General features: G+C 71.1%; 25 protein-coding genes. 12 read left to right on the forward strand and 13 right to left on the reverse strand.

The annotated features are described in order from the left end of the window. Positions 1-4: 4 nt before the first annotated feature. Positions 5-592 carry a hypothetical protein gene (locus AXK60_RS14125; protein ID WP_139057973.1) on the forward strand — a complete coding sequence of 196 codons (588 nt, stop codon included), beginning with the start codon at positions 5-7 and terminating at the stop codon, positions 590-592. A 1-nt stretch (position 593) separates the two neighbouring features. Here the strand turns inward: AXK60_RS14125 and AXK60_RS14130 are convergent, their stop codons facing one another. Beyond that, positions 594-1286 (reverse strand): alpha/beta fold hydrolase, encoded by a 693-nt coding sequence (locus tag AXK60_RS14130; RefSeq protein ID WP_068571896.1) that lies wholly within the window; start codon positions 1284-1286, stop codon positions 594-596. Positions 1287-1384: 98 nt separating this feature from the next. On the opposite strand from AXK60_RS14130, the gene AXK60_RS14135 reads away from it, so the two are divergent. Both AXK60_RS14135 and AXK60_RS14140 read left to right on the forward strand, forming a co-directional pair. After that, entirely contained in the window at positions 1385-2914 is a 1530-nt protein-coding gene (locus AXK60_RS14135; protein WP_068571785.1) for an acyl-CoA synthetase, read from the forward strand. 101 nt (positions 2915-3015) lie between these two features. Next, positions 3016-3282: a (4Fe-4S)-binding protein gene (locus AXK60_RS14140; protein ID WP_068571787.1), complete on the forward strand. Its 267-nt coding sequence runs from the start codon at positions 3016-3018 to the stop codon at positions 3280-3282. A gap of 19 nt (positions 3283-3301) precedes the next feature. Here AXK60_RS14140 and AXK60_RS14145 read toward each other — a convergent pair whose 3' ends face one another. Genes AXK60_RS14145 through AXK60_RS14155 form a run of 3 tightly spaced genes read right to left on the reverse strand, consistent with a single transcriptional unit; the run spans position 3302 to position 5469 of the window. Further along, positions 3302-3916 (reverse strand): DedA family protein, encoded by a 615-nt coding sequence (locus AXK60_RS14145; RefSeq protein ID WP_068571898.1) that lies wholly within the window; start codon positions 3914-3916, stop codon positions 3302-3304. Positions 3917-3925: 9 nt separating this feature from the next. Further along, positions 3926-4729, reverse strand: coding sequence for a COG4705 family protein (locus tag AXK60_RS14150; protein ID WP_068571788.1), 804 nt, complete (start codon positions 4727-4729; stop codon positions 3926-3928). Then, positions 4726-5469 (reverse strand): phosphatase PAP2 family protein, encoded by a 744-nt coding sequence (locus tag AXK60_RS14155; protein ID WP_082778046.1) that lies wholly within the window; start codon positions 5467-5469, stop codon positions 4726-4728. Before AXK60_RS14155 ends, AXK60_RS14150 begins: the two co-directional genes overlap by 4 nt. 53 nt (positions 5470-5522) lie before the next feature. On the opposite strand from AXK60_RS14155, the gene AXK60_RS14160 reads away from it, so the two are divergent. After that, positions 5523-6875 carry a sensor histidine kinase gene (locus AXK60_RS14160; protein ID WP_231855412.1) on the forward strand — a complete coding sequence of 451 codons (1353 nt, stop codon included), beginning with the start codon at positions 5523-5525 and terminating at the stop codon, positions 6873-6875. Here the strand turns inward: AXK60_RS14160 and AXK60_RS14165 are convergent. The 5 genes from AXK60_RS14165 to AXK60_RS14185 form a co-directional block, all read right to left on the reverse strand. Continuing rightward, positions 6856-7533, reverse strand: coding sequence for a response regulator transcription factor (locus AXK60_RS14165; RefSeq protein WP_068571900.1), 678 nt, complete (start codon positions 7531-7533; stop codon positions 6856-6858). The two genes, AXK60_RS14160 and AXK60_RS14165, sit on opposite strands and share 20 nt — an antisense overlap. Before the next feature lie 48 nt (positions 7534-7581). Next, a complete protein-coding gene (locus AXK60_RS14170; protein ID WP_068571792.1) occupies positions 7582-7824 on the reverse strand; it encodes a hypothetical protein in 243 nt (80 codons plus the stop codon). Positions 7825-7898: 74 nt separating this feature from the next. Next, positions 7899-9080 carry an adenylyltransferase/sulfurtransferase MoeZ gene (gene moeZ, locus AXK60_RS14175; RefSeq protein ID WP_175400035.1) on the reverse strand — a complete coding sequence of 394 codons (1182 nt, stop codon included), beginning with the start codon at positions 9078-9080 and terminating at the stop codon, positions 7899-7901. A 97-nt stretch (positions 9081-9177) separates the two neighbouring features. After that, positions 9178-10179, reverse strand: coding sequence for a DUF3152 domain-containing protein (locus tag AXK60_RS14180; protein ID WP_068571796.1), 1002 nt, complete (start codon positions 10177-10179; stop codon positions 9178-9180). A 51-nt stretch (positions 10180-10230) separates the two neighbouring features. After that, positions 10231-11199, reverse strand: a complete 969-nt coding sequence (locus AXK60_RS14185) for an alpha/beta fold hydrolase (RefSeq protein WP_068571798.1) — start codon at positions 11197-11199, stop codon at positions 10231-10233. Between the two features lie 129 nt (positions 11200-11328). Between AXK60_RS14185 and fasR the strand changes: the two genes are divergently transcribed. The 4 genes from fasR to AXK60_RS14205 all read left to right on the forward strand — a co-directional run bounded on the left by fasR (position 11329) and on the right by AXK60_RS14205 (position 16282). Next, on the forward strand, positions 11329-12000 hold the full coding sequence (fasR, locus tag AXK60_RS14190; RefSeq protein ID WP_068571800.1) for an HTH-type transcriptional activator FasR: 672 nt from the start codon (positions 11329-11331) through the stop codon (positions 11998-12000). Between the two features lie 132 nt (positions 12001-12132). Next, a complete protein-coding gene (locus tag AXK60_RS14195; RefSeq protein ID WP_068571802.1) occupies positions 12133-13284 on the forward strand; it encodes an EfeM/EfeO family lipoprotein in 1152 nt (383 codons plus the stop codon). Then, the gene (locus tag AXK60_RS14200; protein ID WP_068571804.1) at positions 13281-14423 is read left to right on the forward strand and encodes a Dyp-type peroxidase; all 1143 of its coding nucleotides are present in this window, start codon (positions 13281-13283) and stop codon (positions 14421-14423) included. The genes AXK60_RS14195 and AXK60_RS14200 overlap by 4 nt, the downstream gene beginning before the upstream one ends. After that, entirely contained in the window at positions 14420-16282 is a 1863-nt protein-coding gene (locus AXK60_RS14205; protein WP_068571806.1) for a phospholipase C, read from the forward strand. Before AXK60_RS14200 ends, AXK60_RS14205 begins: the two co-directional genes overlap by 4 nt. A gap of 68 nt (positions 16283-16350) precedes the next feature. Here AXK60_RS14205 and AXK60_RS14210 read toward each other — a convergent pair whose 3' ends face one another. Beyond that, positions 16351-17499: a DUF418 domain-containing protein gene (locus tag AXK60_RS14210; RefSeq protein WP_068571808.1), complete on the reverse strand. Its 1149-nt coding sequence runs from the start codon at positions 17497-17499 to the stop codon at positions 16351-16353. Positions 17500-17574: 75 nt separating this feature from the next. Beyond that, positions 17575-19143 (reverse strand): DEAD/DEAH box helicase, encoded by a 1569-nt coding sequence (locus tag AXK60_RS14215; RefSeq protein WP_068571810.1) that lies wholly within the window; start codon positions 19141-19143, stop codon positions 17575-17577. 266 nt (positions 19144-19409) lie between these two features. Here AXK60_RS14215 and AXK60_RS14220 point away from each other — a divergent pair, with 266 nt between their 5' ends. From AXK60_RS14220 to AXK60_RS14230, 3 genes are all read left to right on the forward strand, one after another. Beyond that, positions 19410-20081: a ferritin-like fold-containing protein gene (locus AXK60_RS14220; protein ID WP_068571812.1), complete on the forward strand. Its 672-nt coding sequence runs from the start codon at positions 19410-19412 to the stop codon at positions 20079-20081. Between the two features lie 78 nt (positions 20082-20159). Continuing rightward, positions 20160-20387 carry a DUF3107 domain-containing protein gene (locus AXK60_RS14225; RefSeq protein ID WP_068571814.1) on the forward strand — a complete coding sequence of 76 codons (228 nt, stop codon included), beginning with the start codon at positions 20160-20162 and terminating at the stop codon, positions 20385-20387. Between the two features lie 36 nt (positions 20388-20423). Further along, positions 20424-21665, forward strand: a complete 1242-nt coding sequence (locus tag AXK60_RS14230; protein ID WP_175400030.1) for an Rv3212 family protein — start codon at positions 20424-20426, stop codon at positions 21663-21665. 5 nt (positions 21666-21670) lie between these two features. Here the strand turns inward: AXK60_RS14230 and AXK60_RS14235 are convergent, their stop codons facing one another. Beyond that, positions 21671-22489, reverse strand: coding sequence for a ParA family protein (locus AXK60_RS14235; protein WP_068571818.1), 819 nt, complete (start codon positions 22487-22489; stop codon positions 21671-21673). A gap of 37 nt (positions 22490-22526) precedes the next feature. Here AXK60_RS14235 and AXK60_RS14240 point away from each other — a divergent pair, with 37 nt between their 5' ends. After that, on the forward strand, positions 22527-23141 hold the full coding sequence (locus AXK60_RS14240) for a histidine phosphatase family protein (protein ID WP_068571820.1): 615 nt from the start codon (positions 22527-22529) through the stop codon (positions 23139-23141). A gap of 6 nt (positions 23142-23147) precedes the next feature. Here AXK60_RS14240 and AXK60_RS14245 read toward each other — a convergent pair whose 3' ends face one another. Further along, positions 23148-23576, reverse strand: a complete 429-nt coding sequence (locus tag AXK60_RS14245; RefSeq protein ID WP_068571824.1) for a hypothetical protein — start codon at positions 23574-23576, stop codon at positions 23148-23150. Between the last annotated feature and the right edge of the window lie 126 nt (positions 23577-23702).

The raw sequence follows: 23702 nt of genomic DNA on the forward strand, positions 1-23702 counted from the left end.
GGGCGTGCCAGACTCCCGCCCCGTCGTGACCGTCTCCGTCCAGTTCCCCGACCTCACCGCCGGAGAGTTCGACGGTGTCCGTGCCCGCCTCACGGCCGAACGGCCGGACCGGCTCGTGGTGCCGCACGAGGCACATCGGTGGTACGCGGCATCGTCGGACCCCGAGACCGTGCGGGGACTGGTATCGGCGCTGCGCGCGGCGGTCGAGGGGCGCACGCTCTCCTTCGACGACGAGGAGGCGCTCGACGACCTGAGCCAGGAGTACGCCGACTGGCTGGAGGAGTCGGAGGAGGTCGACGACGCCGATACCGGAGCGGTCATGAGCTTCTCGGTACATCTCCCCGCACTGGACCGCGACGAGTTCGATGCACTCGCACAGGCGCTGCGAGCGGATCACCCGCGGCGGATCGTGCTCGGCGAGCAGCGCGGGCTCAGCCACCACGAGCTCTCCGAGCGCAACCGGATCGGCGCCCGCGTGCCCGGGATCCGCGCCGCGCTGCGGGGCGAGCGGGTCGGCACCGTCGACGCCCTCCCCCTGGTCGCGCTCCTCAACGACTACGCGTCCTGGCTGTCCGCGAATCCGGTGGGGTGAGTCAGCGGATCGCGGCCACGATCAGCCCACCCAGCCGCTCGGGGATCGAGAACTGGGGCCAGTGCCCGGAATCGATCCGCACCACCTCGCGGCCGGTGATCGCGGTGTACTCCTGGAAGTGCCCGCTCCACTGAGCGAGCTGCGCCTCGAGCGCGTTCTCGTCGAGGCCGCCCATCAGCAGCGTGACCGGGATCCCGTGGCGCCGAGCATCACCCAAGGAGATCGGATCGTGCGGGATGCGCTCCGGCACCGAGCGCGCCAGCGGAGCGGCCTGCGCTCGAACGGCGGGATCGAGGTCGTGGACGTCCTCGTCGTCGAAGAAGTCCCAGCCCGGAAACGGCACGACGCCGTCGACGACCTCGAACTCGTTGATCGGCGTACCGTCGGGCGGCGGGACGGTGTCGACGAACACGACGCGAGCCACGCGGTCCGGGCGCGCGTCGGCGGCACCCCACGCGGCGTTGCCGCCGCCGGAATGCCCCACCAGGACGACCGGGCCGTCGGCCGCGTCGACCGCCGCCGTCACCGAGGCGATCCAGTCGGCGAGCCCCACCTCGGCCGCGCTGTCCGACGGTGCGCCGAGCCCGGGCGGGCGGAGCGGGACCGGACGATGCCCCGCGGCGACGATCGACGGGAGGACCGCGTCCCAGCTCGCCGCGTCCAACCACAGGCCCGGAATGAGGATGACGTCCACGCCACCCATCCTTCCAGGCCTGCGACTTCGCTTGAACGCCTTCCACGGATCCGGCCCGGCGCTACCGTGGAGCCACCGACAAGTTAGAGGTGGTTCTCATGTATCCCGGAGCGTTCGCAGAGCTCACCCCCGGCAAGCCCGCGGCGATCGACGCCGCCACCGGCGACATCCTCACCTACGCCCGGCTGAACGACGAGTCCACGCGGCTGGCGCACCACCTCCACGCGCTCGGGCTGCGGCGCGGTGACACGATCGCGATCGTGGCGGGCAACGACCTGCGCATCTTCTGCGCCTACGTGGCGGCGATCCGCAGCGGCCTCTACGTGGCGGCGGTGAACTTCCACCTCACTCCCGGCGAGGTGAACTACATCCTCGAGGACTGCGAGGCGCAGGCCCTGTTCGCCGGAGCGGATGTGGCGCAGGCGGTCTCGCAGGCGCGCGAGCTGCCCGCGCTCGCCGGCGCGGGGCACACGATCGCGTGGGGCGGCGACATCGCCGGTTTCGACGACTACGACGCGGTCCTCGCCGCGGCGGACGCGGCACCGCTGATCGATCAGCCGCGCGGCACCGACATGCTCTACTCGTCGGGCACCACGGGCCGCCCGAAGGGCATCCGCATCCCGCTGCCGGAGGGGCGGGTGGACGAGATCCCCGACGCCTACACCGCGATCTTCGCGCCCGCGTACGGCATGGACGCCGACACCGTGTACCTCTCCCCCGCACCGCTGTACCACGCTGCGCCGCTGCGGTTCTGCGGCGTCACGATGTCGGTGGGCGGCACCGTGATCATGATGCACCGGTTCGACCCCGAGGAGGCCCTGGCGCTCATCGAGAAGTACCGCGTGACGCACAGCCAGTGGGTGCCGACCATGTTCGTGCGGATGCTCAAGCTGCCCGACGAGACGCGCGCGCGGTACGACACGAGCAGCCTCAAGGTCGCGATCCACGCCGCCGCACCGTGTCCGGCGGAGGTGAAGCGGTCGATGATCCAGTGGTGGGGCCCGGTGATCCACGAGTACTACGCGTCCACCGAGGCGGCCGGCGCCACCTTCATCGGCCCGCAGGAGGCGCTGGAGCGCCCCGGGTCCGTGGGGAAGGCCGGGCTGGGCGTCGCCCGGATCTGCGGGGCCGACGGTGCCGTGCTCCCCGCCGGGGAGATCGGTACGATCTACTTCGAGCGCGAGGCGATGCCCTTCCAGTACCACAACGCGCCCGAGAAGACCCGGGCCGCACAGCATCCCGACCACGACAACTGGGCCACCACCGGCGACATCGGCTACCTCGACGAGGACGGATACCTCTACCTCACCGATCGCAAGGACTTCATGATCATCACCGGCGGGGTGAACATCTACCCGCAGGAGTCGGAGAGCGCCCTGATCATGCACCCCGCCGTCGCCGATGTCGCGGTGATCGGCGTGCCCGACGCCGAGCTCGGCGAGACGGCGCTGGCCTGTGTGGAACTCGCGCCGGGTGCGACTGCGTCCGACGAGCTGGCGCAGGAGCTGATCGCTTGCGCCGGACGGGAGTTGGCCCGCTACAAGCTGCCGCGCGCCGTGCGCTTCGTCGAGTCCCTGCCGCGCACGCCCACCGGGAAGCTGGTCAAGCGACTCATCGCGCTCGACTAACTCTCCGCCGCGAGCGGAGGACGTCGGCCGCCGACGCTCCATCCGCGGAATCATCCGGCGAGCGTCCCTTCCCGGTGGAACCATCGAAGTCGGAGGTCGCCATGAGCAACGAAGCGGAGCGCCCACGGGTGCTCGAGTACCCCGGAAACGGATTCGTGATCACCTGGGAGCCGGCGCGATGTCGCCACGCGGCGGAGTGCGTCCGCGGGCTTCCCCGGGTCTTCGACAACACCCGCCGCCCGTGGATCGTCACCGACGGTGCGACCGCCGACGAGGTCGTCACCGTCGTCGACCGCTGCCCCAGCTACGCACTCGGCTACCGCACGGCCGACGGTCGCAGCCGCACGGCGCCCGATACCGTCCGCTGAGCGACCCCCGACGAGGACCTCACGCCTCGTCCAGGCCCTCTCGCCCACCACGCCGGCGGTAGAAGACCCACGCCGCGCTGCAGAAGGCCACACCCACCAGTGCGGCGATGACGTACGTCGGGCCGTGGCAGGCGTTGGCGATGGACTCCCAGCGGGTACCGACGGCGTAGCCGGCGACCGCGAGGGCCGCCGTCCACGGCAGGCATCCGGCGAAGGTCAGGAGCCCGAACCGCACGGGCGGCATGCCCGCGATGCCGGCGGGGAGGGAGATGAAGGTCCGGATCACGGGTAGCAGCCGGCCGGCGAAGACCGACACCGATCCCCGACGCTGGAACCACTCCTGCGCCCGGTCCAGATCCGACTCGTGCAGGCGCACGTAGCGACCCCAGCGGCGCACGGCGGGGCGTCCGCCCTCCCGTCCGATCCACCAGGCGAGGTAGCTCCCGGCGACGTTGCCGAGCGTGCCGGCCGCGATGACGGCGACGAGGTTGAGGTGGGCGCCGGGCACGGCGCCGGCGGCGAGCGCGCCCGCCAGCAGCATGGTCACCTCGGACGGGACGGGGATGCAGGCGGATTCGGCGAACATGAGCGCGAAGACCGCGAGCAGGCCGAAGCTGACGATGAACTGTTGCATCGTGCCCACCTACTTCCCGGTCCCGGCGGCACCGTCGGGCCGCGAGACCGGCGCGATGACGTCCCGTCGGGTCACGGTGAGGTACCCGACGAGCACGACGATCACGGCGAGGAAGACCGCGGACGTGACGGTGGTGCCGAGGCCCAGGCCGCCGTTGTCGCGGGGTTGCGAGAGCAGGTCGCCGATGGACGCGCCGAGCGGGCGGGTGAGGATGTACGCGGCCCAGAACGCGAACACCGCGTTCAGCCCGAAGCGGAGGTGCGCGACCGCGATGAGGGCGATGACCGCGGCGAAGATGAGCATGGATCGCAGGTAGCCGAGCTGGAGCTGCTCGGCCATGAGGTCGCCTGCGGCGGTGCCCAGCGCGAAGGTCACGAGCACCGTGAGCCAGTAGAAGGTCTCCCGGCGGCGCGTGACGATGGTGTGGATCGACAGCGTCCGCTCGCTCGCGTACCACGCGGCGAAGGCGACGATCAGCGCCACGGCGAACACCGCGGTGGTCGCCTGCAGCGGCACGCCCAGCTGATCGGTGAGGTTGTCGGTGATGAGGGTTCCGACGACGCTGATCAGCGTGACGACCAGCCAGTAGATCCACGGGGTGTATCCGCGGCGGCTGAACTGCACGGCGAGGGCGACGAGCAGGAGTCCGGTCATGAACCACGTCGTGTTCGCCAGGCCCCAGCCGAGGTGGCTGTTGAGGTAATCGGAGCAGGTCTCGCCCACGGTGGTCGCGAGGATCTTGATGACCCAGAAGTACCCGGTGACCAGCGGTACGCGGACCGCGAGTGCGCGGACGCCCGTCGTGGTGCTCATCGGTGCGTCCCCACCGTGCGACGGTGCGCCCCGCTCGTCGGGTGCTCCTCTTCCGAGGGCATCGGAGCGAGCCAGCCGCCCGCGCGGTCGGGCAGGCGTCCGGCCACCCGCTCGGCGACGAACGCGATCACGGTCGGGGCGAACGCGACGACGAGGGCCGCCGTCGCCGCACCGACGACGAAGCCCGCACTGACATCGGTCAGCCAGTGCACGCCGAGGTAGACCCGCGTCCACGCGACGAAGACGGTGACGACGAGTGCCGCGGCGACCGTCGCCGACCGCGCCGCCGACCGCCCGGCGATGCCGACCAGGGCGACCGCGAGCAGCAGCGCAGCCGTCCCGGTGACGTGGCCGGACGGGTACGACAGAGTCGCCTCGTGCGCACCGAGCTGATCCGCGGCCGGCGGCCGGGGACGGCCGACGACCAGCTTGATCATCTCGGCCACCGCCGCGGCTGCGGCGACCGCGGCGAGCACCGTCACCGCCCGCTGGACCCGGCGGTCACGGAACAGGAGGAATCCGGCGACGCACAGCGCCCACACCGGGATCAGTACCGGGCTGAACAGGTCGGTCAGCACGGAGACCACCGACGTGACGCCCGCGGAGCGGGATGGTTCGATGGCGTTCATCACGGCGGAGTCGACGCGCGTCGGCCCCGACGCCACGATCAGTCCGACGACCACGACAACGGCTATCAGCACGGAGTAGACCAGTACCCATGCCCGCAGATTCCGATTCATGCGACCAGGGTGAACCGCACCCGCTTAGCGGAACCTTAAACCTGCGGCAGCGCGTGATCCGGGTGCTGCGTCCGGTGCGCAGCCGGCTCACCCTGACAGCCACCGCACTCGTGACCGTCGCCCTGGTCATCGCCGGCGCCGTGATGGTCCTCGTCCTGCACCGGGTCCTGCTCGACTCCGCTGACAACACGAACACCGCACGCGCCACCGACATCGCCGCGGCGCTCGCCGAGTCCGGCCCCGACGGCATCGACGACGGCCTGCTCAGCCCGGGCCAGAACATCGACCTCATCCAGATCCTCGACAGCGAGGGCCGCGTCCTCCGGTCGAGCAGATCGCACCCCGGCGGCGCGCTCGGGGGCGTGGTACCTGCGGGAGCACGGACGGTGCTCGACGGTGCCACCGCCGCCCCATCGGACGCCGAGTACCGGGCGACGCGCGTCGGAGTGCGCACCGCCGCAGGCGACTTCACGGTCGAGGTCGGTACCGCGGAGTCCGCGCTGAACCGGCTCGTGCTCCTCGTCGCGGGACTGTGCGCGGCGGTGTTCCCGGTCGTCGTGGCCGCGATGGCGTGGCTGACCCATGTCTTCGTCGGCCGCGCCCTCTCCCCCGTCGAGCGGATCAGATCCCAGGTGGCCGAGATCAGCGACGCGGATCTCGCCGAGCGCGTGCCGGTTCCCGCGACCGGCGACGAGGTCGAGACCCTCGCCCGCACGATGAACGCGATGCTCGGTCGCCTGGAAACGGCACAGACGACGCAGCGGAGGTTCGTGGCCGATGCCTCCCACGAGCTCAACAGCCCCCTCACGTCGATCTTCGGACTGCTCGACCTCGCGGACCAGACCGACGAGCCGGTCGACGTCGACACCGTGCGGACGCTCCTCCTGCCCGAGGCGGACCGGATGCGCGGCCTGATCGCCGACCTGGCGCTGCTGGCCCGCGCGGACGAGAGCGGCGCCCCCGTGCCACGCACGGACGTCGACCTCGCGCGGCTGGTCGCCGACGAGGCCGAGCGGTTGCGCGCGCTGGGGCGGCACGGGATCGACGTGTCGACGGTGCCGGCGATCGTCCGCGGGGACCCGGGCCAGCTGGCGCGGGTGGTGCGGAACCTGACCGACAATGCGGCGCGGTACGCACGGACCCGCCTCACGCTGACGATGACGGCCGACGGGGGCACCGTCACCGTCGCCGTCACCGACGACGGGCCGGGGATACCGGAGGCGGACCGGCACAGGGTCTTCGAGCGATTCGTCCGACTCGACGCCGCGCGCTCGCGATCGAGCGGCGGCTCGGGTCTCGGGCTCGCGATCGTCGCGGAGATCGTCCGGGCCCACGACGGCACCTACGGGGTCGACGTGGACGGGCGGGGCGGCACCAGGTTCTGGTTCACGCTCCCGACGACGTGATCCGGTAGCCGACCCCGCGAACGGTCTCGATCGACCGGACGCCGAACGCCGCATCGATGCGCTTGCGCAGGTGATGGATGTAGACCTCGACGACGTTCTCGTCGCCGTCGTAGTTCACATCCCACACCGACTCCAGGATCCGCACCTTCGAGACCGCGGTGCCCGCGTTGCGCATCAAGAAGGCCAGCAGCGCGAACTCGCGCGGAGCCAGCTCGATCCGGGTATCGCCGCGATGGACCGTGTGCGCGGCCGGGTCGAGCCGCAGGTCGCCCACCATCAACACCGAGGGCCGTGCCGGGGCCCCGCGCCTGGCCAGCGCGCGCAGTCGGGCCACCAGCACGGCGACCGAGAAGGGCTTCGTGAGGTAGTCGTCGGCACCGAAGTCGAGTGCCTCCACCTGATCGAAGTCGCCGTCCTTCGCGGTCAGCATCAACACCGGCGTCCAGACCTCCGCACGCCGGAGGTCTCGCACCACCTCGAAACCGTTGCGGCCGGGCATCATCACGTCGAGGACGATCAGGTCGAACTCGCCGGCGAGCGCCTCGTCGAAGCCGGCCGCGCCGTCGACGGCCACGGCGGCGGTCCAGCCCTGGGCGACCAGCGTGCGGCGCACGGTCTCCGCGATCGCGGGATCGTCGTCGACGACGAGAACTCTCACGCCGCCATCATCGTCGACTCGCGCGACCGGCGTCGACACGGTCTCCGATCAGCTCAGGCTGAGAGGCCGGAACACGGGCCGGAACGCGCCGCCGGACGCGACCGTGTAGCGGACCCGCCAGGTCGTCGAATGGTCGGCGTTCGCGGCGGAGTCGGTGAGCCGGGCGGCGACCCCCGATCCCTCCGGGACCTCGCCTCGGTCGCGGAGCACGTGTTCCACGTACTCGAGCACCAGGTCGTGCGGCCACCCCGTCGGCGCCGTCACGTACGCCGAGCGCTCTCGATCGCTCATGCCCCGAACGATAGGGCGCGATCGCCTCCCGCGCGACCGTTAGCGCAGGTCAGAACCTCGCGCTAGCGTACCTCTCAGTAGACCGGCAGTGACGGATCCACGGTGCGGGCGTAGGCGTTGATGCCGCCCTGCAGGTGCACCGCGTCGCGGTAACCTGCGCCCTTGACGGTCGCCAGGACCTCGGCGGAGCGGATGCCGGTCTTGCAGTACAGCACCAGTTTCTTGTCGGCGGAGACCTGCGCGAGCCCCTCACCGGACTCGAAGGCGCCCTTGGGGACCAGCTTGGCACCGTCGAGGTGGACGATGTCCCACTCGACGGGCTCGCGCACGTCGATGAGCTCGAAATCGATGCCCGCGGTGCCCATCCCGGCCAGCTCGGCGGGAGTCACGGTGCTGCCGGCCGCGGCACGCTCGGCCTCGTCGGAGACGACCCCGCAGAACTCCTCGTAGTCGATGAGCTCGGTGATCGTCGGCGACGCCGGGTCCTTGCGGATACGAATCGTGCGGTAGCTCATCTCGAGGGCGTCGTAGACCATCAGCCGGCCCAGCAGCGAGTCACCGATGCCGGTGATCAGCTTGACCGCCTCCGTACCCATGATCGACCCGATCGACGCGCACAGGATCCCGAGCACGCCGCCCTCGGCGCACGAGGGAACCATGCCGGGCGGCGGCGCCACCGGGTACAGGTCGCGGTAGTTCAGGCCCTGCTTCTCGCCGTTCGGGCCGTCGGGCGCGTCCTCCCAGAAGACCGACACCTGCCCCTCGAACCGGAAGATGGAGCCCCACACGTAGGGCTTGTGCGCCAGCACCGCCGCGTCGTTGACGAGGTAGCGGGTGGCGAAGTTGTCGGTGCCGTCGAGGATCAGGTCGTACTGCTCGAACAGCTCGACCGCGTTCTCCGGCTCGAGCCGCACCGGGTGCAGGTTCACCTGCACCAGCGGGTTGATCTCGGCGATGGAGTCGCGGGCGCTCTCGCCCTTCGGGCGGCCGAGGTCGGAGACGCCGTGGATCACCTGGCGCTGCAGGTTCGACGCGTCCACCTCGTCGAACTCGACGATGCCGATGGTCCCGACACCCGCCGCGGCGAGGTACAGCAGCGCGGGGCTGCCGAGGCCGCCGGCGCCGATGAACAGCACCTTGGCGTTCTTGAGGCGCTTCTGCCCCTCGACGCCCATCTCGGGGATGATCAGGTGCCGGGAGTACCGCGCGACCTCGTCGCGGGTCAGATCGGCGGCGGGCTCGACGAGCGGGGGCAGTACGGTCACGTCCTGCTCAACGACGGTGCGCCCGCCACCATTCCCGGGGCGCCCCCCCCGGGGCGGGGGACGGGGTCACCGTCGGCCCGCGGAACGATTACTTGAGAGTGGGCGCGACCCAGGCGTTGGGCCGGCAGGTGAGGTCGTTGTCGTAGCCCTCGGACTTGTCCAGGTCGAAGATGTCGCGGTTCTTCACGCCGAAGGACTGCTGCATCATGATCGGCGCGAGCGCCCCCTGCGCGGGGCAGGGCACGTGCTGCGCGTACCCGATGGCGTGCCCGACCTCGTGGTTGATCGCGTACTGCCGGTAACCGGTGAGGTCGCCCTCGAAGGCGGTCGCGCCCCGGACCCAGCGCGCCAGGTTGATCACCACGCGCCCCAGCTCGCCGTTGTAGCAGGACGACTCGAGCTGGATCGTGTAGCCGCAGGCCGAGCGGGTGGTCATCGGCGAGGTCAGGGAGATGGTGAAGGTCGGGGTGCCCTTGTCGATGCGCTGGAAAGCGACGGCGGGGTCGTGGATCCAACTGCGCGGATCGGACAGCGTCTTGTCGATCATCGCGGCGAAGGCCTGGTCGCCGCTCAACGCGCTCATGTCCACGCCGTCCTCGACGGCGATCATGTAGGTGAAGGTCTGCTGCCTCCCCTCGCCGACCTTGGGCGTCGCGCCGGGCACCACGTGCCAGATCCCCTGCCCCTTCTCGGTGAACTGGCCCCCGACCGGCAGCATCCCCGCGGGCGGCACGGGCCCCGGGACCACCTTCGACGGTGCGCCGACGATCGTCTTCTCCGGCGTCGGGTTGCGCGAGAGGTTCTCGGTCGCGCCGTCGGTCCGGTGCTCCGTGGCGAACGGATTGCCCCAGAAGGTGACGACGAGCGCCACGGCCGTCAGCACCGCGAGCACCGGCACGGCGTACGCGCGCCAGCCGTAGGTACGCAGGATCCGGCCGAGCCGGCCCTGCTTGGCGTAGCGACGCTCGCGCAACGGCCGGTTGCGCTGATCGCCCGAGGTCGCAGCGGTCGAGTTGATCGGATCCCACTCCGCCCGAAGCGGCGCACGCCCGTCCGGCCGGGGACGCCTCGGGTTCGAAGGACTACTCACGTCGTCAACAATTCCACGACCGGTGCCCCCCGAGTGGAACCGACACGCGCCTCACGTCTCCCCGACGGCCCGCTCCGTCGCGACGATGAGATCGCGAACGATCCGCGCCGTCTCCTCCGGACGCTCCATCTGCGCCACATGGCCCACGTCCTCGAACACCGTCAGCGTGCTGCCCTTGATGTGCCGCACCACCTTGGGCGCCACCCCGACGCTCACCAGCAGGTCACGCGCGCCCCAGACCACCGCCGTCGGCACCGAGACGGCGCGGGCCGCGGCCCAGTGCGACGCACCGAGGTCCACCAGCCAGCTGCGCACGAGCGCGTTGAAGCTCGCCGCGAGCGCGTCGGGCGCCCAGGGCATGGATGCGCGGGCCACGGCCTGGTCGACGGCCTGTCGCCGCCGGACCGGCCCCATGACCCGCGGATCGACGAGGATCTCGCCGAAGGTCCGATCCACCTGTTGCTCGGGGTAGGCGCTGGCGACGAGCCGGAAGCCCGCCGGCCCCAGGCCCGGGATCCGCACCAGCGACAGTGGCAGGAACTGCAGCCGCCGCACGCGCGGGCGCAGATCCGGGAAGGCCGGCGAGATCAGCGTGAGCGAACGCAGCAGGTCGGGCCGCAGCATCGCCACGCGCACAGCGATCGCACCCCCGAGGGAGTTGCCGATCAGGTGCACGCCGGGTCCACGCACCGCGACGAGGGTCTCGAGGTACGCGATCACGGTCCACGCGAACTCCTCGATCCCGTAGTCACCGTCGGCCGGCGGGTCCGAGAGCCCGAATCCGGGCAGGTCCAGGGCGTACGACGCGGCGGTCGGCGCCAGCACCTGACCGAGGTCGGTCCAGTTGATCGACGAGCCGCCCAGGCCGTGGATCATCACGGCCGTCGGTCGCGGGTCCGGCGGTGCCGTCGTCTCCGCAGCGGCGTCGACGTGCCGCACGAACACCCGCCGCCCGCGGAGGGTGACGAACTGTCCGGGCCAGACATCGCTGGTCCGGTTCACCTGCGCGAGAGCCGACACACCGGGCAGCTTGCCAGAGCAAGCCGAGGTCGGCGAACGCGGCGGGAGTATTGTCGACGAGCCGGGCCGTGACGAGTCCCGGGCGATGCGGGGCAGTATGCGAGCCCCGGGAACGGTGAGGTGGAGCACATGGCGGATCTGGGCGCGACGACCGCGGCGGGCGATTCCCGCGGCGGAGCGAATCCAGCACCCCGCCGCACAGCCCGCCTGCCGCGCAGCGCGCGGCGTATCCAACTGCTCGAGGCCGCGAGCAGCGTGTTCGTCGACCTCGGCTACCACTCGGCGGGCATGGACGAGATCGCCGTCCGCGCCGGCGTCAGCAAGCCGGTGCTCTACCAGCACTTCCCCGGCAAGCTCGAGCTGTACGTGGCCGTACTCAAGGCACACGGCGAGGCGCTGGTCACCGGCGTGCGCGAGGCGTTGAGCAGCTCGACCGACAACCACGAACGCGTGATCGGCGCCGTCCGGTCCTTCTTCGACTTCGTCGACCGGGACAGCCAGGGCTACAAGCTCATCTTCGAGTCCGACGTGCTCGAGCCCGTCGTCCAGGAGCGCGTCGAGGGCGCCGTGGAGCTGTGCATCGACGCGGTGTACGACCTGGTCTCGCAGGACTCGGGCCTGGACCCGTACCGCGCGCGGATGCTGGCCGTCGGCCTCGTGGGCGCGAGCCAGGTGAGCGCGCGCTACTGGCTGTACGCCGACCGTCCGATCCCGAAGGACGAGGCGGTGGCCACCACCGTCCAACTGCTGTGGGGCGGCTTGAGCCACGTTCCGCTGCAGGCGCAGCGCCGCACACCCTGACGCGCCCGCCTCAAGACTCGGTCAAGCCCCCGTCACCGACGTCCCAGTGCGCCGTGAACGCTCGGTGAAGTCCTTCGGACGCCGCAGTATCATGTCCGGGTTTGCCCGATTCGTGCTGGCTAGCGTCGACGGGTGCCGGTTCCCCGACGGTGGGTCGCGCCCACCGCGTTCACGCTCGCCGCGGTCGTCGCCGTGGCCGGTGGCGCGTATCTGCTGACCACGCCCGCCCCGTCGTCGAGCCCTGCCGCGCCCGCAGGCACCGTCGGATTGACCGCGAAGCTGGACGGCTGCGCGGCGCCGTCCGGCACCGTCGACGCCGGGAACCGGACCTTCGCGGTCACGAACACCTCCACGCGGTCGCTCGAATTCGCGCTCGCCGGGCCCGACGGTGCCGTGTACGCCGAGCTCGACGCGCTCGCTCCGCAGGCCACCCGGCTGCTGCGCGTCGCGCTGGGCTCCGGCGAGTACCGGTTCGAGTGCTACTTCGCGGAGACCGACGCCGTCACCGGGGCGTCCTTCCGAGTCCCGGGCGACGCGCCGCGCGGGCCCGCCGTGATCCCGACCTCGACACAGGACCTCACCCCCGCGACGCTCGACTACCAGACCTGGGTCGGCGGGCGCCTGCCGGCGCTGCGCGATGCCGTCGCCGCCCTCGCCGCCGCGCCGGACGTCGAAACCCAGCGCACCGCATGGCGCGCGGCGCACCGGCTGTACGAGACGCTCGGTGCGGCGTACGACGCCTTCGGCGATTGGGACGGGAAGATCAACGGCCGCCGCACCACCGGCGACGCGACCGGCTTCCACGCGATCGAGGCAGCGCTCTGGGCCCCCTCCCCGACGGTGCCCGCCGCACTGGAGCGGGCCCTCGTGACCGATGTCGCGGGGCTGCTCTCCGACTACCCCTCGCTCGCGGTGAATCCCCTGCAGATCGGCCTGCGCGCGCACGAGATCACCGAGAACACCATCGAATTCACCCTCACCGGTGCCGACGACGCCGGCTCGCACACGGGCCTCGACACCGCCCGCGCGAACCTCGAGGGCACCCGCCGCGTGCTCGACGCGCTGAACCCCGTGTTGACGACGCGCTACCCCCGGCTGGCCGAGGCCCGTACCGCGCTCGACCGCGCCGACGCGGTGTGCGCGGACCTCGCCGCCCGGTTCCCCGGCCGCCCGCTCCGCGAACTCCCCCTCGCCGACCGGCAACGGCTCAACACCGCGTTCGGCGGCCTCGTCGAACTGCTCGCCCCGATCGCCGCGATCGCCGACGTCCGGCGGACCAAGTGAGGGCGTCGCGGCGCGGCTTCCTCGGCGGGACCGCCGCGGCCGCGGGAGCCGTCGGCCTCGCGGCGTGCGCGCGGGACGAGTCGGCTCCGAAGCCCGCGCCGGTGGCCGAACAGCGGCATGCCACCTACGCCGCCTTCGACCTGACCTGTACCTCCGCCGCCGAGACGGATGCGCTGCTGCACGCGCTCCGCGAACGGATCGGCGCGCTGCGGCAGCCGCGCACGCCCGTCGCCACCGCCATCACGGCCCCGCCCACCGACTCCGGCACCCTCGGCCCCGACCTCGACGGCGCCCCCGACCTCACCGTGAACATCGGTTACGGGGCGAGCTTCTTCGACCGCTGGCACGCCGACAAGCGGCCGGCCGGCATCCGTCCGATGCGCGAGTTCGACGACGACCGGCTCGATCCGGCGCGCTGCCACGGCGACCTCATCCTGGAGATCCGCGCCGCGGATCAGGACACCGTGCTGCACGCGCTGCGCGACCTCAGCCGCGCCGGGCGGGGCGGGCTCGCGCCGCGGTGGCGGCAGGACGGCTCGCAACCGTCCCCCAGGCCCGACGGTGCGCCCCGCAACCACTTCGGCTTCAAAGACGGGACGTCCAATGTGCGCCCGGAGGAGTTCGACCGGCTCGTGTGGCTCGACGATGCCGCCCAGCCCTGGACCCGCGGCGGCACCTTCCTCGTGGTGCGCCTGATCCGCATGCTCACCGAGTTCTGGGATCGGATCTCCCTGTCCGAGCAGGAGAACATCTTCGGCCGCGACCGCGCGAGCGGCGCCCCGCTCGACGGCAGCACCGAACTCGACGCGCCGCAGTACGCCGACGATCCGGGCGGCGACGTGATCCCGCTGACCAGCCACATCCGGCTCGCGAATCCGCGGACGGCGGAGACCGACGGCTCGCGGATCTTCCGGCGCGCCTACAACTACGCCGGCGGACTCGACGTCAACGGCAACCTCGACCTGGGTCTGGTGTTCACGTGCCTGCAGCGCGACGTGGTCGCGCAGTTCGAGGCCGTCCAGGAACGGCTGAGCGGCGAACCGCTCACCGACTACATCGCCCCGTTCGGCGGCGGCTACTTCTATCTTCCGCCCCGCGACGCGGGAACGGACTGCTCCACGACAGGAGGCATACTGTGAACCCCTTCCGCTACCGGGGAACTCGTTCCCGCACCAGTCGGGCCGCAGCGCTCGCCGGTGCCGCGGCGATCACGCTGGCGGCCGGCGCGATCGGCGCACCGTCGGTGCTCGCCGATCCCGGTGACACCGCCACCCCGATCAAGCACGTGGTGGTGATCTTCAACGAGAACATCTCCTTCGACCACTACTTCGGCACCTACCCGGTGGCCGCCAACACCGCCGGCGAGAAGCTGCAGGGCTCGGGCCTCGACGCCCCGCGGTTCACCGCCGCGCCCGGAACCCCCACGGACGTGAACACCTTCACCCGCGCCGGGCTCGCCGGCGACGCGAACCCCAACAAGTACAAGCCCTTCCGCTTCACGCCGGGCCAGGCGGTGACGTGCGACCAGAACCACGAGTACACGGCCGAGCAGGAGGCCGCGAACGGCGGCGCGATGGACAAGTTCGTGGAGTTCACCACGAAGGACAAGTGCGCCTCGTCCGGCCCAGGGATGTTCGAGCACCCAGGTTCGGTGATGGGCTACTACGACGGCAACACCGTTGCCGGCCTGTGGAACTACGCGCAGAACTACACCCTGAACGACAACTTCTGGTCCACCCAGTTCGGCCCGTCGACGCCGGGCGCGATCAACCTGATCTCCGGGCAGACCTTCGGCGTCGAGTCCTACGACGCCGCGACCGGGAAGAAGACCACCGCGCCGGACAAGTACACCGTCGGGGCCCCGAACGCCGCGGGCGTGGGCACCCTGTACGAGGACCCGGACCCGCTGTACGACGACTGCTCGAACAAGAATCGCACCGGCAAGGACGCGCTGGCGGCCATGCAGGGCAAGAACATCGGCGACCTGCTGAACGAGAGGTCGGTGTCCTGGGGCTGGTTCCAGGGCGGCTTCCGCCCGTCGACGGCGGCCGCTGGTGACGCCCGCGCGCTGTGCAACACGACGCACCGCAACGTGGCCGGGAACGCGTCGATCGACTACAGCCCGCACCACAACCCGTTCGCGTACTACAAGTCCACGGCGAACGAGCACCACGTCGCGCCCGCGAACGTCGCCGAGGTCGGGCACGCCGGACCCGCGAACCACAATTACGACCTCACCGACTTCGACGCCGCATTGAATGCCGGCAGCCTGCCCGCGGTGAGCTTCCTCAAGGCCGGCGAGTACCAGGACGGCCACGCCGCCTACTCGGACCCGCTCGACGAGCAGACCTTCGTCACCACCTACGTCAACCGGCTGCAGCAGTCCAAGGACTGGGCGTCGACCGCGGTGATCCTCGCGTACGACGACTCGGACGGCTGGTACGACCACCAGGCTCCGGTTATCCTCTCGGGCAGCAAGGATCCCAAGCTGGACAAGGCGATCTGCGCGAACGCCGCGGCGCCCGCACTCGCCGGACAGTCGGTGCGCTGCGGCCCCGGCACCCGCCAGCCCTTCCTGCTGATCTCGCCCTTCGCCCGCAAGAACACGGTGAACCACGACGCCATCGAGCAGGCCTCGATCACCAAGTTCCTCGAGGACAACTGGCGCACGGGCCGGATCCAGGACTCCGCCGACGAGCGGTCCGGAAAGCTCGACGGCCTCTTCGACTTCGGGGCGAACCGCACCGACAAGGTGTGGCTGAACCAGGTCACAGGCGCCGTGGTCGACTCCCCGCCGCCGGCCGATCAGGGCTCGCAGGCCGCCGCGGTGAAGGGCGCACCGTCCAGTGCCGCAGCCGCGCCGTCCGCCACGCAGGCCGCGGGCGAGTCGAAGGACTCCTCGTCGAACACGTGGCTGTGGGTGGGTATCCCGGTGGTCGTCGTGATCCTCGTGGGTGTGGGCGTCTGGGCGCTGCGCAGCCGCCGGTCGGAGTCGTAGCCTCCGGTCTCAGCCCGAATGCGGTCGTTCTCCTGCGGTATCCGTGGGGGAACGACCGCACTCGCGGCTCACGCGGCGCGACGCATGAGCATCTCGATCGGGCCGCGGGAGAACCGCCGGGTCCACAGCGCCGACGCGGCGAGCAGGAAGGCCATCACCGCGATGTAGACGGCCACTGTGAAGGCCAGGCGGTGCTCAGAGCCGTACCGGGCCGCCAAGCCCAGTCCCCAGCCGTAGCAGAGCGCCGAGGCCACGAGGTTCTGCAGCACGTAGCAGCTCAGGGCGGTCCGGCCGACATTGCTCAGTGCGCCGCCGACGGGGCCGACCGCCCGCCGCTGGTAGAACTCCGCGATCAGCGCGAGCAGTCCCAGCGCGACCACCGGGGCCAGGACGTACCGGCCGACGAACACTGCCGGCCCGGCGAGATCCAGCGGCGCACCGCCGATCCCGACCGTGAGGTCCGCGACCGCTGCCACCGCACCGATCGCCATCAACCGGTGGCGCAGGGCCGCGCCGCCCGGCTCGAAGATTCCCGCCTGGAACAGACGTGCGCCCGTGAGGAACACGGCGATGGTCAGCGGGATCATGAAGATCGTCTCCGCGCGGAACAGGAGACCGTGGTCGACGCGGAAGAGCACGAGGTCCCAGAAGGAGCCGTCGGCATAGGGATTGGGGCCGGGGGTGTTCGGTCCGGAATCAGCGTCGGGCAGCATCATTCCCACCACCGCGAGCGCCACCACCGCCAGGTGCACGGCGACCGCGGCGATCACCCACCGCGTGCGCGCGACCGGGCGCAGGATCAACAGCGCGGACACCAGGAACGAGACCAGCGCGTAGCCCATCAGCACGTCGAACTCGGCGGCGAGCAGGAAGTGCAGCAGGCCGTCGAGGAACAGGACCAGGGCGCGGCGCCAGTACCGTCCCGGCCACGGCCTGTCGTGCCGCTGGGCGGACGCCTGCTGGATCGCCAGGCCCACCCCGAACATGAGGCTGAGCAGGCCGAGGAACTTCCCCTGCGCGAGGGTCTGCAGCACGCGGATCGGCAGCGACTCGCCGCCCACCGTCTCCAGGTACCCGACCATCCCCTGCGGGTCGGTGAAGATCCACACGTTGGTGCCGAAGGTGCCGAGGATCGCGATGCCACGAGCCACATCGAGCGAGGCGATGCGCCGCGAGGTAGGCGCCTGGGTGTCCGATGGGGCGGAGGTCGAGGTCATGACCTCACGTTCCCCGAAGACACGACGACCCCGCGACCACCGGAAGGTGATGGCGGGGTCCGTCGTTCGGGGGACCTACTCGGCCGCGGCCTCGGCGGGCGCGGCGCCCTCGGGCTTCTTCGCGCCGGAGCGGCGGCGACGGCGGCGCTTGCGAGCCGGGGCATCGCCCTCGGCACCCGAGCCCTCGGGACCGGCGGCGGACGGCGCACCGTCGGACGTGGGAGCCTCCGTGACGGCCTCGGCGGGGGCGGCACCGTCGGACTTCTGACCGCCGCGCGTGCGCGTGCGGGTCCGGGCGCGGGGCTCGCGCTTCTCGCGGGGCTTGCGCTCCACGACCTCGCCCTCGGCACGCTTGCGCACGCCGGGCAGGCTGCCCTTGACCTTCGGGTCGATGCCGAGGTCGGTGAACAGGTGCTCGCTGGAGCTGTAGGTCTCCGCGGGCTCGGGCTTCCCGAGGCCGAGGGCCTTGTCGATGAGCTCCCAGCGGTGCAGCTCGTCCCAGTCGACGAAGGTGACGGCGGTGCCGGTCTTGCCCGCGCGGCCGGTGCGGCCGATGCGGTGCACGTAGGTCTTGTCGTCCTCGGGGCACTGGAAGTTGATGACGTGGGTGACGTCGTCGATGTCGATGCCGCGGGCCGCGACATCGGTGGCGACCAGCACGTCGATCGAACCGTCGCGGAACTTGCCCAGCGCCTTCTCGCGCGCGACCTGGCCCAGGTCGCCGTGGACGGCGCCGACCTTGAAGCCGCGCTCGGCGAGCTCGTCGGCCACCTTCTGGGCGGTGCGCTTGGTGCGGGTGAAGATCATCGCGGCGCCGCGGCCCTCGGCCTGCAGGATCTTCGCGACCATCTCGACCTTGTCGAGGGCGTGCGCGCGGTACACGAACTGGGTGGTGCGCTCGTGCACGGCGGAGTCGTCGTGGTGCTCGGCGCGCACGTGGGTGGGCTGCCGCAGGAAGGTGCGGGCCAGGGTGATGATCGGGCCGGGCATGGTGGCCGAGAAGAGCATGGTCTGGCGGTCCGTGGGGACCATGCCGAGGACCTTCTCGATGTCCGGGAGGAAGCCGAGGTCGAGCATCTCGTCGGCCTCGTCGAGCACGAGGATCTGGATCTTGCCGAGCACGAGGTGGCCCTGCTTGGCCAGGTCCAGGAGGCGGCCCGGGGTGCCGACGACCACGTCGACGCCCTTCTGCAGCGCCTCGATCTGGGCCTCGTACGGGCGGCCGCCGTAGATCGAGGTGATCTTCAGGTCGCGCTCGCCCTTGGTGGTCTGCACGCGGACGCCGTCGGCGGCGCGCTCGAGGTCCTCGGTGACCTGCACGCACAGCTCGCGCGTCGGCACGATGATGAGGGCACGCGGCGTACCGTCGAGCGCCCGCAGGCCGTCCTCGCCGACCTCGGCGCGGGCCTGCGTGATGAGGCGGTTGAGCAGCGGGACGCCGAAGCCGTAGGTCTTGCCCATGCCCGTGCGGGCCTGACCGATCAGGTCGTTACCGGCGAGTGCGAGCGGGAGCGTGAGCTCCTGGATCGCGAAGGTGCGCTCGATGCCGCGCTTGCCGAGGGCGTCGACGATGCCCTGGTCGACGCCGAGTTCGGCGAAGCTGGGCGAGACGTGATCGTCGCCGATCACGTGGACGTCGGGCATGCCCTCTTCGGTAGCGGGCTCGGTGTGGATGTCGTTATTGGTGGTGGTGATGATGTCTGCCTTTCATGGGCGGCGTATGCGTCGCGTGTTTCCCGCGCGCACTGTTTCCGGCCATGAATCCGGGCCCGGATCGTGACGATCCGCGCCGTGTCCTCGACTTCAACGCCCCGGTTCGGAGCGGAGTGCGCGCACAACTACCGGCGACCTCGCTGGATCGCACGTTCACCATGGTACCCCGCGTCGCGGCTCGCACTAGCATGTGCACTATGAGCGAACAGTCGCAGGATCGGGGAACCACCGCCGAGCACCCGGGCGTGGCGGCACTGTTCGCGGTGCTCGCGTACGGCGAGCTCGCCGCCTTCCAGCGCCTCTCGAAGGAGTCCGAGATGGCGCCGGACCTGCGCGGCCGGATCGCCGTGGCCTCGATGGCGGCGGCGCAGATGCGCAATTTCGAGCTGCTCGACACCGAGCTGGACCGTCGCGGGCAGGACGTGACCGTCGCGACCGCGCCGTTCGTCCCGGTGATCACCCGCTACCACGAGCGGACGACGCCGCGGAACTGGAACGAGGCGCTGGTCAAGGCCTACATCGGCGACGGCCTGGCCGCCGACTTCTACTCCGAGGTCGCGCGGGCCCTGCCGGGCGAGCCTGCATCGGTGGTCGCCGCCGTGCTGTCCGACACGCGCGAATCCGAATTCGCCGTCTCCCGGGTGCGCGGCGCGATCTCCGCGAACCCCGCGCTGCGGTCGCCGCTCACACTGTGGGGCAGGCGGCTCCTCTCCGAGGCCATCACCCAGGCGCAGGAGGTGCTCGCCACGCGCGACGAGCTCGCCGCGCTGCTCTTCGAACACTCCGCCGATCTGCCCGGCGTGGCGCAGTTCTTCGAGTCGCTGCAGACCCGGCACGCCGAGCGGATGGCGACCCTCGGCCTCGGCTGAGCGCCTTCGATGGCTGCTCTCAGCTGAATCGCCGGGCTCGCGGCGCCTCCACGGCGCGGGGACGGATAACCTCGTGCCATGGAGATCAAGATCGGTATCGCGGAGTCGAACCGCGAACTCGTGCTGCAGAGCAAGGACTCGTCCGAGGACGTCAAGAAGGCCGTGGGCGATGCGCTCGCCGGCCGCACCGAGCTGCTGGAGCTCACGGACGAGAAGGGCAAGCGCTACCTGGTGCCCGCCGCCCGCGTCTCCTACGTCGAGCTCGGCGCGAACGAGAGCCGCTCCGTCGGCTTCAACGCCAGCTGACGGGTCCTGCGACCTCCCGCCAGTAGGCTCGGGGCCGTGGTGAAACCCGAACGCAGGACCGGTGTCGATCTCGCGGTGTCGGCCGTGATCGTGATCGTGGTGATCGTGGCGGGCTTCGTGGCGTGGAACGCCGGCTCGGCGGGCAAGGCCGTCAGCGAGACGGCCCCGGCCCCGTCGACGGTGCCCGGCTCGCTGATCGAGCTCCCCGCGGCGCTCCACGAGGCCTGGACCACGGAGGCGGACCGCCCCGTCCTCGCCCTCGGCGGCACCGTCGTGACCGCCCGCGGCGGCGAGGTCGCCGGGCACGATCCGGCGACCGGCAAGCGCACCTGGCGGTACGCGCGCGGCGACACGCAGGTGTGCGGATTGACCGCCAACGCCGGCCTGGTCCTGGCGTTCTACCGCGACGTCCGCGGCTGCGGCGAGGTCATGGCCCTCGACCCGGTCACCGGACAGCGCCGCGCGAGCCGGTCGGGGCGAGAGGACCACGAGGTCACCCTCACCGGCGACGGCAACTACGCGATCGTCCAGGGGCCCACGCGGGTCGACGTGTTCCGCTCGGACCTCGTGCGCACCGTCGAGTACGGCAAGCCCGACGTCCCCGTGAACCCCGGCGTGCAGCCCCGCTCGGGCTGCACCATCGGCTCCGCCCTCCCCTCCGGTGCCTCGATCACCGTCCTCGAGACCTGCCCGACGGAGCCCTACCCGCGGCTCACCGTCATCGGGGCGTCCCCGAAGGAGGCGAGCGAGCCGCAGGAGACCTCGTCCGTGGTCGCGTCCGCCCTCGGCTCCTCCGAGCCCGTCGACGGGGACCGTCCCCGCCTCGTCACCGCCACCGCCGCCGGTGCCGTGGCCTATCTGCCCGCGCAGGACGGCCGGTCCGCGCGAGTGGTCACCGTCGACCTGCAGGGCCGCGAGCTGCGCTCCGTGGATGTGACGACGCCGGCCGGCGGCGCGCCGCGGGACGTGCCCGTGGTGACCGAGGCCGGGATCGCGTCGTTCTTCACGGGGACCTCGACCGTCGTCGTCGACGCCCCGTCGCTCGTGGCCGAGATGGTGATCCCGGGCACACTGGGGCCCGGCGCGGTTGTGGGCGGCCAGATCGTGGTTCCCGGCCCGACGTCGCTCACCGCCTACGATCTCAACTCCCGGACGCTGGTCCGGTCGACGCCCGTCGCTCGGCCCGGCTATTCGACGGGGCCTGTCCTGCTCACGCTGGCGAGCGACGCGCTGGTGAGCCAGTGGGGCGAAACGGTACAGGCGTACCGTCCGGCCTGATCTCGTTACTCGGCCGCCCAGGTGACCAGGGGCGCACCGTCGGCGACGTGAGCCCGGATGCTCTGCGCCAGTTCGCGATAGGCGGTGGCACCCTTGTTCTTCCGGCCCGCGAGCACGGTCCGGCCGGCGGCGTTCGCCTCGGCGAACCGGACGGTGCGCGGGATCGGCGGGGAGAGCACCGCGAGGCCGTAGCGGTCGGCGACGTCGGAGAGGATGTCGCGACTGTGCGTGGTGCGCGCGTCGTAGAGCGTGGCGATCGCGCCGAGCATGCCCAGCTCCGGGTTGGTGATGGCCTGCACGTCGCGCACAGTCTTGAGCAGCTGCCCCACGCCGCGGTGGGCGAGGGTCTCGCACTGCAGCGGGATGGCGACCGCGTCGGCGGCGGTGAGGCCGTTGAGCGTGAGCACGCCCAGGCTGGGCGGGCAGTCGATGATCACGACGTCGAAGCGGTCGGCGACGTCCGCGAGGGCCCGCTTGAGCGCGTACTCCCGGCCCGCGCGCATGAGCAGCAGCGCCTCCGCGCCGGCGAGGTCCAGCGTGGCCGGCAGCACCGTGACGCCGTCCTCGGTCTCGAGCAGCACCTCGTCGATCCTCTTGTCGCCCAACAGGACGTCGTGCACGCTGTTCTCGATGCGATCGGGGTTGTGGCCGAGCGAGAAGGTCAGGCAGCCCTGCGGGTCGAGGTCGACGACGAGCACGCGGGCGCCCAGCTCGACGAGCGCCGCACCGAGGCTGGCGACGGTCGTGGTCTTCGCGACGCCGCCCTTCTGGTTGGCGACGGCGAGGACGAAGGGGGCGCCGTCGGGCGGCGTGGCACCGGTCATGCTGCGAGGGTACCCATCGATGCGCAACGATGAGCGGATGAGCACCGCAGCACGCCTCGTGTACATCCGCCACGGCGAGACGGAATGGTCGCGGTCGGGCCGCCACACCGGGTCGACCGACATCGACCTGACCGACACCGGAGCGGAGCAGGCTGCCGCGCTGGCGTCCGTGCTGGACTCGCTGGCGCTGCGGAACCCGACCGTCTGGGTGAGCCCCCGCCACCGCGCCGCCCGCACCGCCGAGCTCGCGGGCCTGACGGTGACCGGGGTCGACCCCGACCTCGCCGAGTGGGACTACGGCGACTACGAAGGGCTCACCAGCGCCGAGATCCGCGTCGACGATCCGGGGTGGACGGTGTGGCGGTCCGGGGCGCCCGGCGGGGAGTCGATGGCTGACGTGGCCGCGCGGGTGGACCGGGTGCTCGACCGGTCGCGCGTCGCGATGGCCGACGGCGACGTCGTCCTCGTCGCGCACGGGCACCTCGGACGGGTGCTGACGGCGCGGTTCCTCGGCCAGCCCGCGGATTTCGGCCGCAACGTGATGATCCTGCCCGCCTCCGCCGCCGTGTTCGGGTACGACCGCGACGACGTGCCGCAGCTGACCCGGTTCGGGCTCACCGGGTATGCCGCCGCGCATTACAGTGGGCGTTGATCCCGTTCAGGCGTACCGTTCAGCCAGCTCCAATTCGTGCAGCATGAACCGCTTGTTCCTGTCCAGCAATGGTTCCCCGAGGATCACACGTTGGCCGATCTGCACGCACGTACCGATCAAGTCGAAAGCGAGCTCATCGTCAACCGTCCGCTCACCGAGCGTGAATCCATAGACGACCGGCTTCTGGTATTGAATCAATCCCGAGTCGGACGGAGTGAAGAACTCCCAACGCACGGTCGGGATCCGCTCAATCATGACGTCGCCAAGGTATGTGCCAAGATCGTTGCAGACCGAGTACCAGCGCGCCGAGAGCATACCTGGAGCCTCCGCAAGCGCGGGAACCCTTCCCTCAACGTGAGTGATAAACCAATCGGTGACCAACTGAATGGACTCATCGCTATCCAATACTGGCAGCCCATTGAGAGCCAGCAACACCTTGATTTCTTGGATCCGTTGAGGCTTTTGAGACAGCCAGCTCTCGTACTGCCTACGAGCCCCGTCTCGACTATCCTCGCGCGGAGGAGTCGGAGAAATCACGTGAAACTCCGAATAGTCACCCCA

Source organism: Tsukamurella pseudospumae, assembly GCF_001575195.1.
Taxonomy (GTDB): domain Bacteria; phylum Actinomycetota; class Actinomycetes; order Mycobacteriales; family Mycobacteriaceae; genus Tsukamurella; species Tsukamurella pseudospumae.